The 17,483-nt window shown below is 63.2% G+C and carries 12 protein-coding genes and 1 pseudogene; 5 read left to right on the top strand and 8 right to left on the bottom strand.

The annotated features are described in order from the left end of the window. On the top strand, positions 1–338 hold a 338-nt coding region (locus AC1D1G_RS28290), incomplete at its 5' end, for an adenylate/guanylate cyclase domain-containing protein (protein WP_477954619.1). A 51-nt stretch (positions 339–389) separates the two neighbouring features. On the opposite strand, the gene acs is transcribed toward AC1D1G_RS28290, so the two are convergent. The 3 genes from acs to AC1D1G_RS28275 all read right to left on the bottom strand — a co-directional run bounded on the left by acs (position 390) and on the right by AC1D1G_RS28275 (position 6,314). Beyond that, positions 390–2,336: an acetate--CoA ligase gene (gene acs, locus AC1D1G_RS28285; RefSeq protein ID WP_477954617.1), complete on the bottom strand. Its 1,947-nt coding sequence runs from the start codon at positions 2,334–2,336 to the stop codon at positions 390–392. Positions 2,337–2,450: 114 nt separating this feature from the next. After that, positions 2,451–4,703 (bottom strand): N,N-dimethylformamidase beta subunit family domain-containing protein, encoded by a 2,253-nt coding sequence (locus AC1D1G_RS28280; protein WP_477954615.1) that lies wholly within the window; start codon positions 4,701–4,703, stop codon positions 2,451–2,453. A 159-nt stretch (positions 4,704–4,862) separates the two neighbouring features. After that, complete coding sequence (locus AC1D1G_RS28275) at positions 4,863–6,314, bottom strand: APC family permease (RefSeq protein WP_477954612.1); 1,452 nt, start codon at positions 6,312–6,314, stop codon at positions 4,863–4,865. Positions 6,315–6,848: 534 nt separating this feature from the next. Here AC1D1G_RS28275 and AC1D1G_RS28270 point away from each other — a divergent pair. Beyond that, positions 6,849–7,406, top strand: a complete 558-nt coding sequence (locus AC1D1G_RS28270; RefSeq protein WP_477954608.1) for a TetR/AcrR family transcriptional regulator — start codon at positions 6,849–6,851, stop codon at positions 7,404–7,406. Positions 7,407–8,018: 612 nt separating this feature from the next. Further along, positions 8,019–9,038 (top strand): PDDEXK nuclease domain-containing protein, encoded by a 1,020-nt coding sequence (locus tag AC1D1G_RS28265; RefSeq protein WP_477954607.1) that lies wholly within the window; start codon positions 8,019–8,021, stop codon positions 9,036–9,038. A 524-nt stretch (positions 9,039–9,562) separates the two neighbouring features. Here AC1D1G_RS28265 and AC1D1G_RS28260 read toward each other — a convergent pair. Then, positions 9,563–9,853, bottom strand: a complete 291-nt coding sequence (locus tag AC1D1G_RS28260) for an RraA family protein (RefSeq protein ID WP_477954606.1) — start codon at positions 9,851–9,853, stop codon at positions 9,563–9,565. Positions 9,854–9,962: 109 nt separating this feature from the next. Here AC1D1G_RS28260 and AC1D1G_RS28255 point away from each other — a divergent pair, with 109 nt between their 5' ends. After that, a complete protein-coding gene (locus AC1D1G_RS28255) occupies positions 9,963–10,208 on the top strand; it encodes a DUF2630 family protein (RefSeq protein WP_477954605.1) in 246 nt (81 codons plus the stop codon). Positions 10,209–10,281: 73 nt separating this feature from the next. Next, positions 10,282–10,813 (top strand): annotated as a pseudogene (locus AC1D1G_RS28250) (amidohydrolase family protein); the annotation flags it as partial. Positions 10,814–11,465: 652 nt separating this feature from the next. Here the strand turns inward: AC1D1G_RS28250 and AC1D1G_RS28245 are convergent. The 4 genes from AC1D1G_RS28245 to AC1D1G_RS28230 all read right to left on the bottom strand — a co-directional run bounded on the left by AC1D1G_RS28245 (position 11,466) and on the right by AC1D1G_RS28230 (position 17,141). Next, positions 11,466–12,326 (bottom strand): IS5 family transposase, encoded by an 861-nt coding sequence (locus AC1D1G_RS28245; protein WP_477954604.1) that lies wholly within the window; start codon positions 12,324–12,326, stop codon positions 11,466–11,468. Between the two features lie 1,250 nt (positions 12,327–13,576). After that, a complete protein-coding gene (locus AC1D1G_RS28240) occupies positions 13,577–14,596 on the bottom strand; it encodes a dihydrodipicolinate synthase family protein (protein ID WP_477954602.1) in 1,020 nt (339 codons plus the stop codon). Positions 14,597–14,665: 69 nt separating this feature from the next. Further along, positions 14,666–16,150 carry an NAD-dependent succinate-semialdehyde dehydrogenase gene (locus AC1D1G_RS28235; protein WP_477954600.1) on the bottom strand — a complete coding sequence of 495 codons (1,485 nt, stop codon included), beginning with the start codon at positions 16,148–16,150 and terminating at the stop codon, positions 14,666–14,668. A 10-nt stretch (positions 16,151–16,160) separates the two neighbouring features. Further along, positions 16,161–17,141, bottom strand: a complete 981-nt coding sequence (locus AC1D1G_RS28230; protein WP_477954598.1) for an ornithine cyclodeaminase family protein — start codon at positions 17,139–17,141, stop codon at positions 16,161–16,163. Positions 17,142–17,483 lie beyond the last annotated feature (342 nt).

Raw genomic sequence — 17,483 nt, 5'->3', positions numbered from 1 at the left:
GGTCGGCGGCGGCGTCGATGCAGTCCGGCTGGGACGATTTCCGTCGCGGGCACCTCGGTGACGACGACTCGGTGGCGTTGAAGGTCGGGCTGCATCAGGGGCCCGCCGTGATGATCGACAACGACGGCCGGATCGACTACTTCGGCGCGACCGTCAACTTGGCGGCGCGGGTGCAGGGGTGTGCGGCGGGCGGCGACATCGTCCTGTCCCGGGCCGTTCACGACGACCCGGAGGTGGCGCCGTTGCTGGCGGAATCGGACTACCGGTGCGACGTCTTCACGACCGGTCTGAAGGGTATCGGCGAGGAGCAGACGCTGTGGCGGCTTCGCCGCCCGTGAGTGGTTGAGGAGTGCAGGGACTCGTCAACCACTCACGGGGCGCGGAGCGCCCTACTTGCCGCGGATCGCGTCGAAGACCTTGGGGTCGACGAGCGTGGAGGTGTCGCCGAGGTCGCGGCCTTCGGCGATGTCCTTGAGCAGGCGTCGCATGATCTTGCCCGACCTCGTCTTGGGGAGTTCGGGGACGATCGTGATCTGGCGGGGCTTGGCGATCGGGCTGATCTCCCGGGACACTTCGGCCTTGAGTTCGGCGATGAGGGTGTCGCCGGTGTTCTCGACRCCCTCGCGGAGGATGACGAACGCGACGATGCCCTGGCCGGTGGTCTCGTCSGCGGCGCCGACGACGGCGGCCTCGGCGACACCGTGGTGCCCGACGAGGGCGGATTCGACCTCGGAGGTGGAGATGCGGTGCCCGGAGACGTTCATGACGTCGTCGACGCGGCCGAGCACCCACAGGGCGCCGTCCTCGTCGTACTTGGCGCCGTCGCCGGCGAAGTACCAGCCCTGCTCTAGGTAGCGGGACCAGTAGGTTTCGCGGTAGCGGTCCATGTCGCCCCAGATGCCGCGGAGCATCGCCGGCCACGGCTTGTCGAGCACGAGGTAGCCGGAGCCGCCGGCGCCGAGTTCGTTGGCGTCGTCGTCGACGATCTTCGCGGAGATGCCGGGCAGSGGTGCCATCGCSGATCCGGGCTTGGTGGCGGTGATCCCGGGAAGCGGGGAGATCATGATCGCGCCGGTCTCGGTCTGCCACCAGGTGTCGACGATCGGGGCCGTGTTCCCGCCGATCACCTCGCGGAACCACTTCCAGGCCTCGGGGTTGATCGGTTCGCCGACCGAGCCGAGGAGCCGGATCGAGGACAGRTCGTGGGCGTCGGGAATGTCSCKRCCCCACTTCATGAAGGTGCGCACCAGGGTGGGTGCGGTGTAGTAGATGCTGACGCSGTAYTTCTCGATGATCTGGAAGTGGCGGTGTTCGTCGGGGGAGTTCGGGGTGCCCTCGTAGACCACCTGGGTGACACCGTTCGAGAGTGGCCCGTAGACGATGTAGCTGTGGCCGGTGACCCAGCCGATGTCGGCGGTGCACCAGTACACGTCCTGCCCGGCCTTGTGGTCGAACACGTTGTGGTGGGTGTACGACGCCTGGGTGAGGTAGCCGCCGGAGGTGTGGATGATGCCCTTGGGCTTTCCGGTGGTGCCGGAGGTGTACAGGATGAACAGCGGGTGCTCGGAGTCGAACGGCTGCGCCTGATGGGTGCCCTCCGCCTTCTCGACGGTCTCGTGCCACCACARGTCACGACCCTCGGTGGTGTCGACGTCGATGCCGGTGCGCTTGACSACSAGCACGTGCTTGACSGACTCGGCGCCGTCCACCGCTTCGTCGACGGCGGGCTTGAGGGGTGCGGCCTGGCCGCGGCGCCACTGTCCGTCGACGGTGACGACGAGCTTGGCTTCGGCGTCGTCGATGCGKGAGCGCAGGGCGCTGGCGGAGAAGCCGGCGAACACCACCGARTGGGTGAGGCCGAGRCGGGCGCAGGCGAGCATGGTGACGATGGCCTCGGGGATCATCGGCATGTAGATCGCGACGCGGTCGCCGGCGACGAGTCCGAGGTCGSTGAAGGTGTTGGCGGCCTTGCTGACTTCGGCGAGCAGGTCGTTGTAGGTCAGGTCGCGGGTGTCGCCCGGTTCGCCYTCGAAGTGGATGGCGACGCGGTCGCCGTTGCCGGCGAGGACGTGGCGGTCGACGCAGTTGTAGGCGACGTTGAGCCGTCCGTTCACGAACCACTTCGCGACGGGSGCGTCGGACCAGTCGAGGACCTCGGAGAAGGGGGCGTGCCAGTGCAGGCGCTCGGCCTGCTTCGCCCAGAATGCGAGGCGGTCTTCGTCGGCGGCAGCCTGGAGGTCGGGGCCGGCGTTCGCGGCCGCGGTGAACTCGGGGCTCGGCGGGTAGGTCTGCTGTACGTACTCTTGGACGGCTTTGATACCACTGTCCATTGGCATTTAGCTCTCCATTGATCGATCAGATGAAACCATGTGGAGCCCTCGCTCCCACCCCGAGCTGTCGGCGAGGCAGYCAACTCGGGGTGGGGTGAAGGGAAGAGTCGTAGATCCTTGTTACGCCGTCACGTCTTGTGCCACCGTGTTGGCTGCAGCGGCGCGAAAATCCCGTTCATCAGACGCAAAAGCCCTGAGAACGTTCGAGGCTACGCGCGAGACATTGTTGTCGTACCCGTTCTGCGATAGGCATCCACACCACGCAATCGCTCCCGGCGTGAATACCGCGCCACCGTCCGGGTAGTCGAGCAGCACCATGTCTGTCTTCACCAACGGATTGACCGATCCGCTCTGTTGGGAGTCCGACGTCATGATCTCTTCACAGGCGGCCTGAGCGGCATCAGAGTATCCCGACGCGGTGGCCAATATCTTTGTGTGCGCAGGAGTCCCGAGTCGGAAGTCGGCCCGGTCGAACTCGTAACCAGCCGCCCCGTAGGTTTGCACGAGGTTCGGCAGGTCACCAATCAGCTCATCGTCATCGATTCCGTCGAAAACGAAGGCAGCGTCCGGCTCGAAGCTATCAGGTTGCCGGACATAGGGCCGACCGTGACCAGAAGTCTCTGCCGTAAATCCGACACCCAGCCAACTTTGTGGTGCTCTGCCGCGGTAACGCCAGATTCCCCCGAGCTCACCCGTACTGCTGAGATGCGCCTCGCCCGGCTCCGGTTCCCACATCCGCGTCGAAGGGCCCCGTCGCCGAACTTCGACGCTTGCTCCGGTTTCTGGGTCCAGTTGGGTGACCCAGTACATCCCGTTCCCGCCGAGATACATCATTCGCCCACCCAGGTGCAAGTACGCCTGGGCGGCATCGATCATCTCATTTGACCAGTACTCGCTATGAGTGCCAGTAAGAACGACGTTGTACGGTTCGAGAAGCTGAGCGCCTTCGTGATGCAGGTCCTCATCGGTGACAACGTCGAAGTCGAAGCCGTGTTCATACAGCCAGTCCACCAGGTACAGATCTGCATTCAATCCGTGCGGCGATCCGCGACCTTCGTCCAACCATTGCATCACGCACTTGGGTCGCATGTTGACGATTGGCCGTAGTCGGGATGAGTAACAGACACCCGAGCCGTCGCTGTGTGTGTCGTACAGGCTGAGCAGGCGGTTCTCTACGGTGTAGCGGTCCTGGTCCTGACGCGGGTAATCCACGTGGCCCATGCCTTCTACGGTGTCGAGTAGTCTTTCATTCGCGTAGGCGAGGTAGCTGAACGTTGGTAGAAGCAAGACGATCTTGGCGGTTGGCTTACCAAGTCCGGGCCTGACCGTGAACGGAATGAAATCCTCGGCGTCGCCGACCGTGACATGAAGAGCGTAGACGCCGCTCGGGAGTTCATTGGGAACCTTCCACTGAATCGATTGTTTCCAGTCTGCGTCCGAGAGATCGTCGTCGTGGAAATGAATGGCACCGTACTGATCCGGCACATGACTCCACGACGTTTCCTTGCCGTCCCAGTTGCGTCCTGTGGCCGCACGCATCGGCATATTCACGGCGCGACCATGGAATTCGTGACCGGATGAGTCCGTGACCGACCAGGTGCTGATGTCGCGGGAAAAGTCCCACGCCGCGACTAGGCCTGCCTGCGGAAGTGGATCCCGTGCCTCGCGAAGTGCCGCCAACTCAGTGTCATCCAGCGCTCTGTTGTAAAGGCGTGGCGCCTCGATTTTCCCATTGTAGAAACTGCCGACTGAAAGCTCTCCGCTGTCAAACCGTTCCTGGCCACCGATGAAAATATCGCTCGAACTGTAAGTGTTTCCGGTAGTCGACTTGCGGGCTGAATTGTTCGTACCGGAACGTGTTGCGCATATCGGCTCCAAGGTCAGTTCGACATCGCCGGTATTTGCGTCGAACACGACACTCACGAAGTGCCACACCCGGGCCTCCACCCGACTCTGGACAGTCAACTCGGTTTCACCGATTCGCAGGGTGAGATAACTATTCTCCAGAGACAGCGCGTAGCCATCGCCACTCGTGCCCCTTTGCGCGAACAGTGTCTGAGTATCCCGGTCCGGGGTGGTCGGCCACATCCATAACTGGATAGTGAAACTGTTTTGGGTATCCAGCCCCTCGCGATGCGGGACCCTCACGTAGGACCCCGGCCTCAGTACCTGCAACAGCCCCTCATGGTCTCCATCGACTGAACTGGGAATGTGCACCGACTTGAATCCCGGTCCTGCGGGGTTGTCGTCGCCATGAATCAACCGCACCATCTCCGCGTGATAGGTGGTCTCCTCTGTGCTGACCATGAACGCGATCTCATCGCCGTGCTCGACGCTGAGGCGATCGCTGTAGCCGACGATCCTCATACTCATTGTTTCGTTCCTCTCTTCTCGCTCACCGTTGCCTGGTCGGCCCGAATGGAACCGCCATAGGCATGCACTGAGCGCGGCGTCTACGAGTGCACCGTGAAAATGCTTGTCCGCTTATCTGATGGCATGCCGAGCTTGGTTGATCTATTCACCTCGCCTCCACTAGAGGTCGGTGTCATCCGAATCGCCAGCGGCCTGGCTAGTTAGCAGGCGCGATCTTCCTGCGCGGCTCGTTAGACCAAAGATCGCGAGCATCAGGACCATCACGACAACAACGACCCACGACATCGCATCTAGTGGGGCGGGCGGCGGGTTGACGATGCCATTGATGTAGACCCAACCCATCGCAGCGCCACCGAGGACCGCAGCACCGGCGATCTTCAGTGAGAACCGGCCTTGCTTGATCGAAAGTCCGATAGCGCCGGCAGCGATCAACAGATATGGCGGAATCCATGCGTACACACAGAGAGTGGCAATTGCGTTGTACGCGGTGGTGACCGTGCCGGAGACCAGCACCAGTAACGACATCAGCAGGAATCCGGTGATCGACAAGATTCCGATGGCGACATACGGAGAGTGGTAGCGGGAGTGGATCACGCCGGATTTGGCGGGCAGGAGTCCGTCGAGACCAAGTGTCATTGCGAACCGGGCCCCATAGTTGAGAAATCCGATCATTGAAGCGAACGTCGCGATAGCGAGAACCAAGTCCGTTGCCGTTGCGACATCTGAAGGGAGACCAGCTTCAATTGCGAGCGCGGCCGGTGGCGAGGCACCGTCCCTTAGTGCATCACTCGCGGCTGCAAGCCCAGGGGTCTGAATGATGGTGCAGCCCAGATATACGACCCCGAGCAGGACTGGGACCGACATGACTGCCAACGGAACGTTGCGTTTGGGATCACGGGTCTCGGCCGCGAGTGACGTGCAGCTTTCGAAGCCGACCAGAAACGCGGCACCGCTGGCAACGCCTTGCAGCGTCCCGTTCAGGTTAAAGGCGGAGAAGTCGAGCTGCTGGGACAGGTCGAGGCCGGTGTGAATCCCACTGGCAATGGTAATGAGCACCATGAGTGGGATTGAGATGAGAGCGAGGGCGACCGCTACCCGCACCGAGGTATCGAGACCGCGGATTGCGACGAATGCACCGATACCGATCGCACCGAGGTAGATGACGGATTGCGGACCCAGCTCGAGGGCATTGTCCATGCCCAAAGATGTAAGAAAGCTGCCGGTAAAGATTCCGATGATGCCAGCGATGCCGGCGACCTGGACGACGAAGCCGGTGAATAGTCCCGCCGCAGTGAGGTAGCGGGCCCAGGGGCCGAATGCCTCTCCGATATAGGAGTAGAGCGACCCGGAAGCGACGAACCGCCGTGCAAAGGAGATGACCGCGACGCCGACGCAGATGACCGCGAACATCGACAGCAGGGCGGAGGGCCAGGCCTGAACTCCTGCTGCCGAGAACATCAGCATCGGTACGAGGGCCATCCCAACGGCGGGTACGAATGACGCCAGCGAGAGCGAGATCAACTGAGTGCGACCGAGGTGCCCAGTTTGAAGCTCTCGGGGCTCCGCGGGAGCTCGGTAACTCGGAGGAGTCGGGGCGGTGGTATCGGACATGGTTCTCCCTGGGGGCGCTACGCGGCGCATGTCGAACGAAGATGGCGGAGCACGCCGACTTGGACGCGTGTGCGGTGCGCCGGGGTTGTGGGTTCACCCGGGGAACCTTGATCAATCGTCCCGTCCGGTGCTCACTAAGAGCGTGACACTAAACTCCACTGTGGTCAATGCCACCGACCGGTTTCTTGTCGCTGACTTGGCCCAGAGATCGAAACTTCGGTCACGACAGGCGTCTTACCTGCATATTTCGATGCAAACGGATCATGATCCGACATCTCAAGGACCAGACATGGCGGCGGCGACAGCCTAGGGTTGCCCGATTAGTGCGGATCTCCTAAAATCTGATCATATGATCAGCTTTGGCTTTGGAGAGCTCGTACCCGCGACCTCCAGCCCCCTGCTCGCGAGGACGTGCACACAGGTGAAAAAGGGCGTTCCGTACCATTTCGACCAAATACCAGTTCATACGACCCGGGGGTGCAAATGCCGAGGACACGAGCGCAGAAGCGGCGGGTTGATTTCATCGAGTCGGCCGTGCGCGTGATTGCCGAACATGGCGTCGACGGTGCCACCACACGACGGATCGCAGCCGAGGCGAATGCACCCCTGGCGACTTTGCACTACTACTACTCGTCCAAAGAGGAACTGTTCTACGACATCTACGAGCACATGATCCGCACACTCGGGGAGACCGTGTGGTCGGTTCGCCCCAAGGCCGGTCTCGGACGGACGGCCGCGACGCTGCTCCGGCAAATGATGGACTGGTACAAGTCGGAATCCGGGTACTCACAGACACAGCTGGAGCTCTTCTTCTGGGTATATCGCCAGGATCCGGCGACAGCGCGAAAGACCTACGACTTGGCATTCACCATGCTCGCAGCGCGCATGCGTGAAGGGATGCGACCGGAGGACGACGAAAACCTCATCGAACCCCTAGTGCACGCAATCTCGGCAACAGTCGATGGCATGGTCACGCAATCAGTCGCCTATAGCGAGATTCCGGGGTTCGTTGCTACCACCATCGACGCCGTCGCAGAATCAATGGAGTTGCTCGCAAACAGCCACCGCCTGGACTCCCCCGCGCCGGCTTGATACGCCCGGACGCGCAACCGCAGCAAGTCGGTGCATGGTCTCATCTTCCGTCTTCAGAAACTCTCCGCGACAACAGGAAACGGAGGTTGCCCAAGTTCTTGACACTGGCGAAATCTTCACCGATTCGGCGCTCACCTTACTGCTCCCCGATCTGGCCATCGGAATCTGCTGGTAGTACGGCGTAGCGGTCGAGTAACTCCTGCAGGGCGACGCCGGTGACTGTGAATTCCGTTCACCACCAGCCACTTCAACTGGGCCTCCGTCGAAGCCGATACCCATGCTGCACCTTCACCGAACCTTGCGGGGCTCGAGCTTCGACGTCAACCCCACGGCGGGCGGCGTCAGACGGGATCGCCTCCCGACACGGGGCATCGTTGCGCGATCGCGCAGTTCCGCCCACCTCGATCGGCCGCGAATCTCCGCCCGCCGGGCCGATAGCCGATCCTCGCACGGACCCCGGTCGGTGGCCCAGATTCCACTGCCGCTTCAGGCCGGCTCCAGTTGGGTGGCGTCCCCGCGATAACAGCGGGGTCAGCCGGTTCCGTTAGCGTCGAGGAATGTCCTCCCGTCCCTACCGACTACGCCGCCACGCTCGAGAGCATCAAGCGGCTTGTGCATGAGGCGCGCTACATCGCCCAGCGCCGGGTGAACACCGAACTGCTCAGGCTCTACTGGCAGATCGGGGCGACGATCATCGAGCGACAGAAGACGGCCCCATGGGGCAGCAAGGTCCTCTCCCGGCTCTCCGCGGATCTGCGCACAGAGTTTCCCGGTGCGAAGGGGTTCTCGCCGGCCAACCTCAAGTACATGCGCAGGTTCGCCGAAGCGTGGCCCGACCAGGATGCAATCGGTCAACGACCCGTTGGCCAATTGCCCTGGGGCCATGTCATCGAGTTGCTCGAGAAGCTCGATGACGCCGAGTTGCGCGACTGGTACAGCGCCAAGGACATCGCACACGGCTGGAGTCGTCCCATGTTGGCACACCAGATCAAGACCGACCTGCACCTGCGAGAGGGTGCGGCCCCGTCCAACTTCCCGCACGCTCTCGAGCGCACCGATTCCGAGCTTGCTCAGCAGATCACCAAGGATCCGTTCACGCTCGAGTTCCTCGCCATCGACGGGGACGCCGCCGAGCGGCAGCTCGAGGATCGGCTCGTCGAGCGCATCATCGACACCCTCCGCGAGCTGGGCCCCGGGTTCGCGTTCGTGGGCCGCCAGGTCCACTTCGATGTGGAGGGCGATGACTTCTTCGTCGACTTGCTGTTCTTCCACGTCGAGCAACTCCGGTACGTGGTCATCGAACTCAAGACCACGAAATTCGACCCGCGCGACGCTGGCCAGCTCGGCTTCTATGTCGCCCTCGTCGAGGACAGGCTGCGCAGGCCACAGCACCAGCCCACGGTCGGGATGCTCCTGGTGGCGGACAAGAACGAGTCCGTCGTCAGGTACGCACTGGCCGGCACCACCCAGCCGATCGCCGTCTCCCGCTACGATCTCTCGCCCGCCGAGCAGGCCGCGCTCCCAGCCGAGGACGCCCTCACGCGCGCGGTCGCCCTCGAGCTCGACGACCACACCCCGCAGTCGACGCAACCCCATCGGGAACACTCGTCACGTGGTGGATCCGGGTTGTGATGGGGGACGTTCGTGTCCGATAGGGATCGCACACCACCCCTGAGGTGGGTGTCAGGGCGTCCGGATCGCCCGTTGCGGCAGGGGCATTGGCGGGGCCCTGGCCGGGCCGCCGAGTAGGCGGATCACCGGTCGGAAGTCGAGTGCGCTCGGTACCGGCAGCGGGTCACGTCGAGGCGGCGCCACCGCCGACGGCGTCTCAGGGCTTCGGCAGTTACGGGGAGCGCGGTTCGCTGATGGCGTCGGCGGTGACGATCATGTCGAGTTCGAGACTGTTGCTGCCCGCGGCGTCGGTGACATACACGGTGATCGCCGCCAACTTGTGTACTGTCGGTCACTGCCCGTCGTGAAGTTGGAACCAGTGCGTTGTCCTCAGCGACGAACGTCACCCGGGCCCAGGGCTCAGGAGGATTTCCGTCGACAGCGGCCTGCCCACGGGCGGATACTTCACCGTCGCTTCGAATCGGTTCCAGACCGACCCGAGCAAACGTACACAACCTGCGGTTCGCTCGACACCGGTTTTCGGCTCAACGTTCGGTCGAGGAGGCATCGCGGCGTCGCATGGCTGCTGGGTCCTCCTGTGCGATCTCCTCGGCGAAGCGGGAGTCCTCGGCCTCGATGTCGATCGCCTCGTCGATCACCCAGTGCAGACTTGCGGCGGGGATCACGACCGCGCCACTGGCATCGGCATACAGATAGTCGCCCGGCATCACGCACACGCCGTCGACCTCGACGGCGACGTTGGCGGCGAACGGCATCACGGTATCGCCGCCCGAGCGTGTGGCCTCACCACGGCCGGGAGCAGTCGCCGCACCCACGGTGCCTCGTTCCATCGAACGGCTGACAGATTTCGCTGGTCCATTCCGGGGTATCCCGATTCCAGCACTCGACGATCACTGCGGCAACCACCGAAACGACGGAGATGTGATGAATCAGCCAGACCCTCTCGCGCAGATCGAGTCCCTCATCGCGCGCGAGCATGAGTTGCGGGACCGGGTCCAGGCCGGCGAACTGACCCCCGGCGAGGAACACGACCAACTCCGCCGGGTCGAGGTAGCACTCGATCAGTGCTGGGACTTGCTCCGCCAACGCCGTGCCCGCCAGGAGTCCGGGCAAGATCCCGACGGTGCGGCCGTGCGTCCGGTCCCGGAAGTCGAGAACTACCAGCAGTGAGCTCAGGACTCCTTCCGCTACGGACGACCGGGTCGGGTCCCTGATCGAACAGGTCCAGAATCCGATCGCCTCATCGGTATCGGCCGGGTGCGGTTCGCGGTGCCTGCGCCGTCGGCGTCGCCCGTTCCGTGAGTCGATGCGGACCGGGGCGAGACTTCCCAGCATGGAGGGATTCGACCGGCAGTTTTACCCGCTCTACGTGGCGATCGCCGAGGCGGGGGTCCCCGCCCTGTTTCACACCGGTCAGACCGGGATCGGCGCCGGGCTGCCCGGCGGCCACGGCATCAAACTGCGCTACTCCGACCCGATGCTGCTCGACGACGACGACGTCGCCGCCGACTACCCCGACCCTGTCCGGGTGGGCGCCGAATAACTTCGCGCCGCAGCTGGTCAAGGCCGCCAACAGCATGCTCCGAGGCAAGGTGCTGTTCGGCTCCGACTTCCCCGTCATCCAGGTCGACCGCTGGATGAAGGACTTCGAGAACCTCGACATCGAACCCGAGGTCGCGCCGCTGATCGTCAAGCGGAACGCGCTGCGCGTTCTCGGCATCAGACAGTTCATGTGGGTTATTACCGGCTGGATGACTGGCTACGGCCACTTCTAAGGAGTCATAATGCCAAATTCACCGTGGGACATTTTCCCGTACAACTTGTTCAACTGGATCGGTACTTTGATAGCGCCTTTCTTCGGCGGGGGATCATGAGCGGCAACATAACTGAGCGGAATGAGTGGTCCTATGATCGGCAATCTGCCTGACCTGCCAGGATGGTTCTCAGAAGGAGAGTCTGCCTTCTGGTTTCCCATACTGGTTCAAATCGCCAACTGGTGGAATCCACTATGACCGGGAACCTGCCCGACTGCTAGGGCAGTTGAACGCACCAAAACACGCTGGTAGACAAGGTTGGTTCTTCGCATGGCCTGTGAATTCTATGGCAGTTTGAGTTCTGCGTGGACGAGGGCGTGGTCGCTGCAAGAGGGGACTGCGCTGTCGTAGTCGTAGCTCATCGCTGCGACGCGCAGGTGCTTGCTGATCCATATGGTGTCGTACCGGCGTGGGACGCCCGGTGATGTGCCGGTCCGGCCGGTGCGATGCGAGATCGCCAGCGGGCCGTCGGGACGCTCTTCACGGATCCGGGCCAAGTCATCTGGATGTTCGTCGAGCCAGAGCCGAAAGGCGTCGTCCAGAGCGTGACTTGGGGAGCCGCCGAACATCAGATCGTCGCCAGGTTCACCCTTCAGAGTGCGTTTGAAAACCGTCAGGTTCGGGCGAGCCGCCTCGTCATGGTCGCGATCGTTGCGATGTGAACCATGGCCTCGTGGTGGTCGGGTCTGGTTTCGTAGTCTCGCACGCAGCGGCGGTGCTTGTTGATCCACGCGAAACTTCTCTCGACCGCCCAAACGCGGGGTCGGACATGGAACCCGGTGGCACCGGGGATGCGTTTGACGATCTGCATAGGCAGGGAAAGAACGTCTTTCGCCCAGACGGGCAGCCGTCCAGGATAGCCGCCATCGGCCCAGACCAGCCGGATGGTGGAGAACCTGCCGCGCAGTGCGGTCAGGAGTCGGTGCGCGGCGTCGCGGTCCTGGATCGAGGCAGCGGTGACGACGACGGCGAGCAGCAGTCCGTTCACATCCACGGCAATGTGCCGTTTGACGCCGTTCGTTCTCTTGCCGCCATCCCAGCCGCGGCTCGATCGGGGCACGGTATCCGCGGCCGGCACCGTCTGCGAGTCGATGATCGCCGCGGTCGGGCACCGGTCCCGCCCGTCACGCACCCGCAGGCGGTCGCGCAGCGCGTCGACGATGCGCTGCCACGCGCCGCTGTGGGACCAGCGGGCGAAGACCGCGTACACCGTCCCGGCCGGCGGGAACTCCATCGGCAGTTGCCGCCACGCGATACCACCGCGGACGATGTACAAGATGGCGTCCACTATCAGACGGCGGCAATGCTTCTCGGGTCTACCGCCGCGGCCTGCCGTGCTGCCGGGCGCGGGCAACAGCGGTTCGAGGGTCGCCCACTCTGCGTCGGTGACCGACGACGGGTACACCGCGCAACCGTGCCCACCCGCCGAGTGGGGTGGGCACGACGGGCATGGCGGAATCGGCGATGATGTCATTGTGGGCTCCTGGTGTGGTCGGGGACTTGGTACTCACCGACCCAACCAGGAGCCCTCTTTCTTCGATTCTCAGCGAGGCACAAGCCCGCTATCGCGAGTTCTCAAACACACTCTTAGGAGACTATTTCTGGACGGCAGCGTGCGACCCGGCAATAAACCGAAGAGGACTCGGCGATAGTCGTTTGTCGACCTCGACGACGATTAGTCCGCGAGGATCGCAGCCGACGCCGGGAACGAGTTCGGAACGCCTACTCCGGCCGCGATCGGGGTTGTCGGCGACGCTAAGCGCCTTCGACCGACGCGATCGGGGCGTCTCATCGACGAAGCAGCGGCGCCGCGACAACGTCACGGGCGCTCGATGGCGCTGTTATCGATCTTCGGACGAAGGTGGCTCGAGAAAGCTATCGGGGCCACCCTCTGACAATCCACACCTGTTGGGAGACTTCGTCAACTTCCCTTCCTGAAAGTTGGGGTGTAGATCCTGTCTGCTCAACTCGGCGATCTGTAGTTGCTGCAACACTTTCCGTCCGTACGCTCGGAGGAGCGGTGCCCGGGCGGCGACGCTGCTATGCCGTTACACACCTCATACTTCTGATTACGCACTTTGCTGAGCCCGCTGGGCTTACCCCAAACAGAGACTTACGGGGCCGCCACGAGGGGGTCACGCCGTTCGCCTCGGCTAAGCCTGCTCCCAAGTGGAGTGGCAAGAGGGCTCTTGTTGCGCGCTCGCTGCGATGACTAACCACCGCGCATTGGCTCGCGCGATGGCAATACTCGTGAGGATTTGTTTGATCGATGCGGTGCGGCTGACGCATGCAATCGCAGAATGGATGACAAGCAAGAGCATTTCGAAGACCTTCAAGGTCGCGAGTTCCCGATTCGATACGTCGACTACTCCCAGTCACTATGAAGCCTGGAACAACAGTTCTAAGGTCGGGTGAAACCCATTCTGGGCAAATCGGTCTCGACGCTGGGTAGCTGCGGATGTTCGTTTCGAGCATCTTCCAGGGACCTGATGTGCTGCCCGGACCCGAAACGCCTCGTGAACAGTGCGGCTAGCGGTTGGGATGTAACTGATCGGTCGAGTGAACTTGCAGGCGATGAGGTCACCGACCAGGACGGTGACGCCATCGCCGGCCAAAAGGCTGTTCATCCAACCAAGGCGACTAGTCGATCGCCCCGGACTGCGCCGAATTACTACCCACGCTGATCCAGGACTGTCCAGGAGACACTTCCTTTGTTGGTTCCGTTCAGGCTGGGTTGCGGCCGATGAAGAACTCTCGAAACGGATCCATGCTCGGCTCCAGTCCGGCGTCGATCAAACCCTTGCGCAGCGCGGCCATCTGGTGGTCATGGATACGCTGAGTAGGTTGCCGCAGGGGCCCGCCATTGTAGCCCTGCAACCAGCCCTGGAACTTCCACGCCTGGCGGTTGAGGAAAGATCCTCCGTGCATTCCGTTGAACAGTCCCGCCTTGATCTTGCGGGCCGAATGCAACTGCCAGTAAATTTCCGTGGCGTCATCGTATTTGCCGTCGCGCAGCAGCTGCATCACACGCGGAATCACGGGGCCGAAGTATTCGTGATCACTGGTAGCCGAGAGCTGAATGGGGATCACTTGTGAGAGCGGGATCAACTCGCCTTCGATGGGGATCGAGATGACGACCTCCTCACCGAAGAGGCGATGGCATTCGATCGCGCTCTGGATGCTCGGGAATCCGCCTTCGGCTTTTACCACAGCGACATTGGGGATCTCGTCGATCATGCGTCGTATGAGACGGGTAGGGATATCGGAGGGGTGAATGCGGCCGCTGAAACCCCAGATCACCATCGGGAACAGGATGATACCCAGGTTCGTCGCGTCCGCGACGGCCTTGGTGTAGTCGAAGATCTCCTGTTCGGTCTCCGGGTAGAAGTTCGGCGGGTAGGACAGCAGGACTAGATCGGCGCCGGCATCCTCTGCGCCCCGGACGGCTTCGATGTTCTGCTCGAGGTCGTTCCAGCTGGCGTGGTGGACGATGTAGAAGTCGTCGCCGGCCTCGTCCTTGGATATCCGCAGGAAGTCCAGGTATTCCGGCAGTGTGATGCTGATTTCCGAGATTCCGAGGCTGCCGATGAATCCATGTTCTTTGGCGAGGCGGATGTCGTGGCGAATTGCTTTTTCGTTGATGCGGCGGAGGTCGTTCGTGAATGAGGGAATGGTGCAGTTAACGGCTCCGACGAGCTTCTCGCGGGCCCATTCCCGGGCTTCGGAGCGTGTGTAAACAGCCATGACGGGCGTTCCTTTCGGTTTTCGATTAGTTGACGTGTTTCGATGTGTTGGCCGGTTGAATTGCTCCGGTCAGTTCGCGCCGCTGCCCGCCCACGCGAGGTACTTCATCTCCATGTACTCGTCGATCCCGTAGATCGACCCTTCCCGTCCCAGGCCGGACTGCTTGATGCCGCCGAAGGGCGCGGTTTCGTTGGAGATCAGGCCGGAGTTGATTCCAACCATGCCAGCCTCGAGAGCTGCCGCGACACGCCAGATTCTCTCGGCGTCTCGGCTGAAAACATAGGCGGCCAAGCCGAATTCGGTGTCGTTTGCCTGCCGGATCGCATCCGCCTCGTGGGTGAACGGTATCAGCGGGGTGATCGGGCCGAAGGTCTCTTCGCGGGTAACCTTCATACCGGCGGCGACATCGGCCAACACCGTCGGCTGGTAGAACTGCCCGCCCCGGTCATGTCGCGCACCACCGCACACCACACGTGCGCCCTGTCCGATGGCGTCGGCCACATGTTCTTCGACTTTGGCGACAGCAGACTGGTCGATCAGCGGGCCCAGCATGACGCCCGGCTCGAAACCGTCACCGACCGGAAGGTCGGCGACCCGGTTGGCCAGCTCCGCGGTGAACCGTTCGTAGATGCCGGATTGCACGTATACCCGGTTGGCGCTGATGCACGCCTGTCCGGTGTTGCGGTATTTCGCGGCGACCACACCCGACACGGCGACCTCGAGATCCGCGTCGTCGAAGACGAGTACCGGCGCGTTCCCTCCGAGTTCCATCGATGCCTTCTTCACCGTCGCCGCCGACTGCTGGAGCAGCAGCCGCCCGACCTCCGTCGAACCGGTGAAGCTCACCTTCCGCACCAGCGGGTTGCCGGTGAGTTCTGCGCCGACTTCGCTCGCCTTCCCGAGCACCACACTGAACACGCCCGCCGGCACCCCGGCACGAGTGGCCAGCTCCGCGAGAGCCAGGGCGGTGAGCGGGGTCTGCCCGGCTGGCTTGACGACCATCGTGCATCCCGCGGCCAGCGCAGGTGCGACCTTGCGGGTGATCATCGCGGCGGGAAAGTTCCACGGTGTGATCGCGGCGCACACCCCGATCGGCTCCTTGAGTACCAGGACGCGGTTGGCGGGATCGGGTGCCGGGAAGACATCGCCGCGCACCCTTTTGGCCTCTTCGGCGAACCATTCGATGAACGATGCTGCATATGCGATTTCACCGCGCGCCTCGGTTGCCGGCTTGCCCTCCTCGAGGACGATCAACCGCGCCAGATCCTCGGCGTGCTCGTTGACGAGGTCGAACCAGCGCCGGAGGATCTGGGCGCGTTGCTTGGCCGATTTGGCCCGCCAGCCGGGCAGGGCGCGGTGTGCTGCGTCGATGGCCGCGGCGACCTGCGGGCGGCTGAGCGACGGGAGATCGGCCAGCTGTTCACCGGTCGATGGGTTGGCGATAGTGAAACGCCCGGATTCGCCGTTCTCGATCCACTGTCCGTCGATGTACGCCGCGTGGCGGAACAGGGTGTGGTCCGCGACTGTTCGGCTCTCGGTGGCAGCAGTGCTCATGGTGGGTCCTTTACTTGTGAACCGGTGGGATGCGGATAGGCAGTTCGGACCCGAGCCCGGACTTGCGGGCGATGTCCGCGCACATAGCGGCGACGGCCAAGTCCTGAACGGCGGAGCCAACGGACTTGTACACGACGATCTGATCGGCGGCCGTTCGTCCGGGGTGCCGTCCGGATACGAGGTCGGACAGCGCGGCGATCCGGTCGGTGACGTCGATACCCGCCTGCGCCGCGGCGATGAGATCGCCACTGTCGTGTAGCACTTCGTCCAGGACGTCGGCGATGACGACGTCGGCGCGTGCGATGACCTCCGGATCGACCTCGCGCTGCTCCCGCACGGTCGAGCCGATCGAGACGACGGTCATTCCCGGCTCGAGCCACGCACCCAACAGAATCGGCGACTCGTCATAGGAACGCGCCGCGCAGACCACCACGGATGCGCCCGAAACCGCCGCCTGAGGCGAGTCCGCGGCAATGATGGACGTTTCCAGATCGGCCAGCTCGTCGGCGAAACGCGCCCGGCTCTCCGCCCGCGGGCTATAGACACGCACGGTTTCGAGCTTGCGCACCGCCGCGAGGGCGCGGACATGTTTTTTCGCCTCGAAGCCCGAACCGATGACCGCAACCGTGACCGGTCCGGGTGAGGCCAGCAGCTCGACGGCGAGCGCCGATGTGGCCGCGGTGCGGTAGCCGGTGATCGAATTGCCGTCGAGCAGCGCCACCAGTTCCGCGGATTCCTGATCGAACAGGGAGATGAGGTACGAGAACTGGCGCACGCCGATCGCGCCGGCGATGGTCTTCACGCCCATCAACCCGCCATTGCCGGGTGTGCCGCTCATCAACCGCAGGAACGAGGTGCCGCCGCGCGCAATGGTCCGGGCCGGGAATCGAGCCTCGTCGGGAGCTGCGCCATAGGCGTCGCGCAATGCGGCGATGGCCGGGGTCCAGTCGAAGGCCGATTGCACCGCAGCATCGTCCAGCAGGAGTGTCAATCTTCTCCCCTTCCTTTCCAGAAGGTTTCGATACTATACGGATCGTATCGGATTGGGTTGCGGGTTTCCAGCCCCAGACTCACCACCGTCGGATGACGATCGGAGAGCCCAGGGTCATCCACCCATCGAGGCGCAACTAGGAGGCACTGGGCTTCGGTGCCGAGTTCCGGCGGGCGGAGGTGTCCGCGGTCGTGCACAGCTCTGTCGAGGATCGGACGGTGCGGGACTGGCCTCCGGCTCGGCTCAGAGGCGTTCGATGATGGTGGCGTTGGCCATCCCCGCGCCCTCGCACATGGCCTGCAGGCCGTAGCGTCCGCCGGTGGCCTCGAGGTTGTTGACCAG

The sequence above is a fragment of the Rhodococcus sp. P3_B8 genome, from assembly GCF_056402775.1.
Note: the sequence above shows the minus strand (reverse complement) of the source record. Positions and strands in the feature narration are given on the sequence as shown.

Excerpts from the sequence above, each read along its gene's own strand:
- AC1D1G_RS28235 (WP_477954600.1), bottom strand. The coding sequence starts at position 16,150 with ATGAGCACTGCTGCCACCGAGAGCCGAACAGTCGCGGACCACACCCTG.
- AC1D1G_RS28245 (WP_477954604.1), bottom strand. The coding sequence starts at position 12,326 with ATGACATCATCGCCGATTCCGCCATGCCCGTCGTGCCCACCCCACTCG.
- AC1D1G_RS28280 (WP_477954615.1), bottom strand. The coding sequence starts at position 4,703 with ATGAGTATGAGGATCGTCGGCTACAGCGATCGCCTCAGCGTCGAGCAC.
- AC1D1G_RS28240 (WP_477954602.1), bottom strand. The coding sequence starts at position 14,596 with ATGGCTGTTTACACACGCTCCGAAGCCCGGGAATGGGCCCGCGAGAAG.
- AC1D1G_RS28275 (WP_477954612.1), bottom strand. The coding sequence starts at position 6,314 with ATGTCCGATACCACCGCCCCGACTCCTCCGAGTTACCGAGCTCCCGCG.
- AC1D1G_RS28255 (WP_477954605.1), top strand. The coding sequence starts at position 9,963 with ATGAATCAGCCAGACCCTCTCGCGCAGATCGAGTCCCTCATCGCGCGC.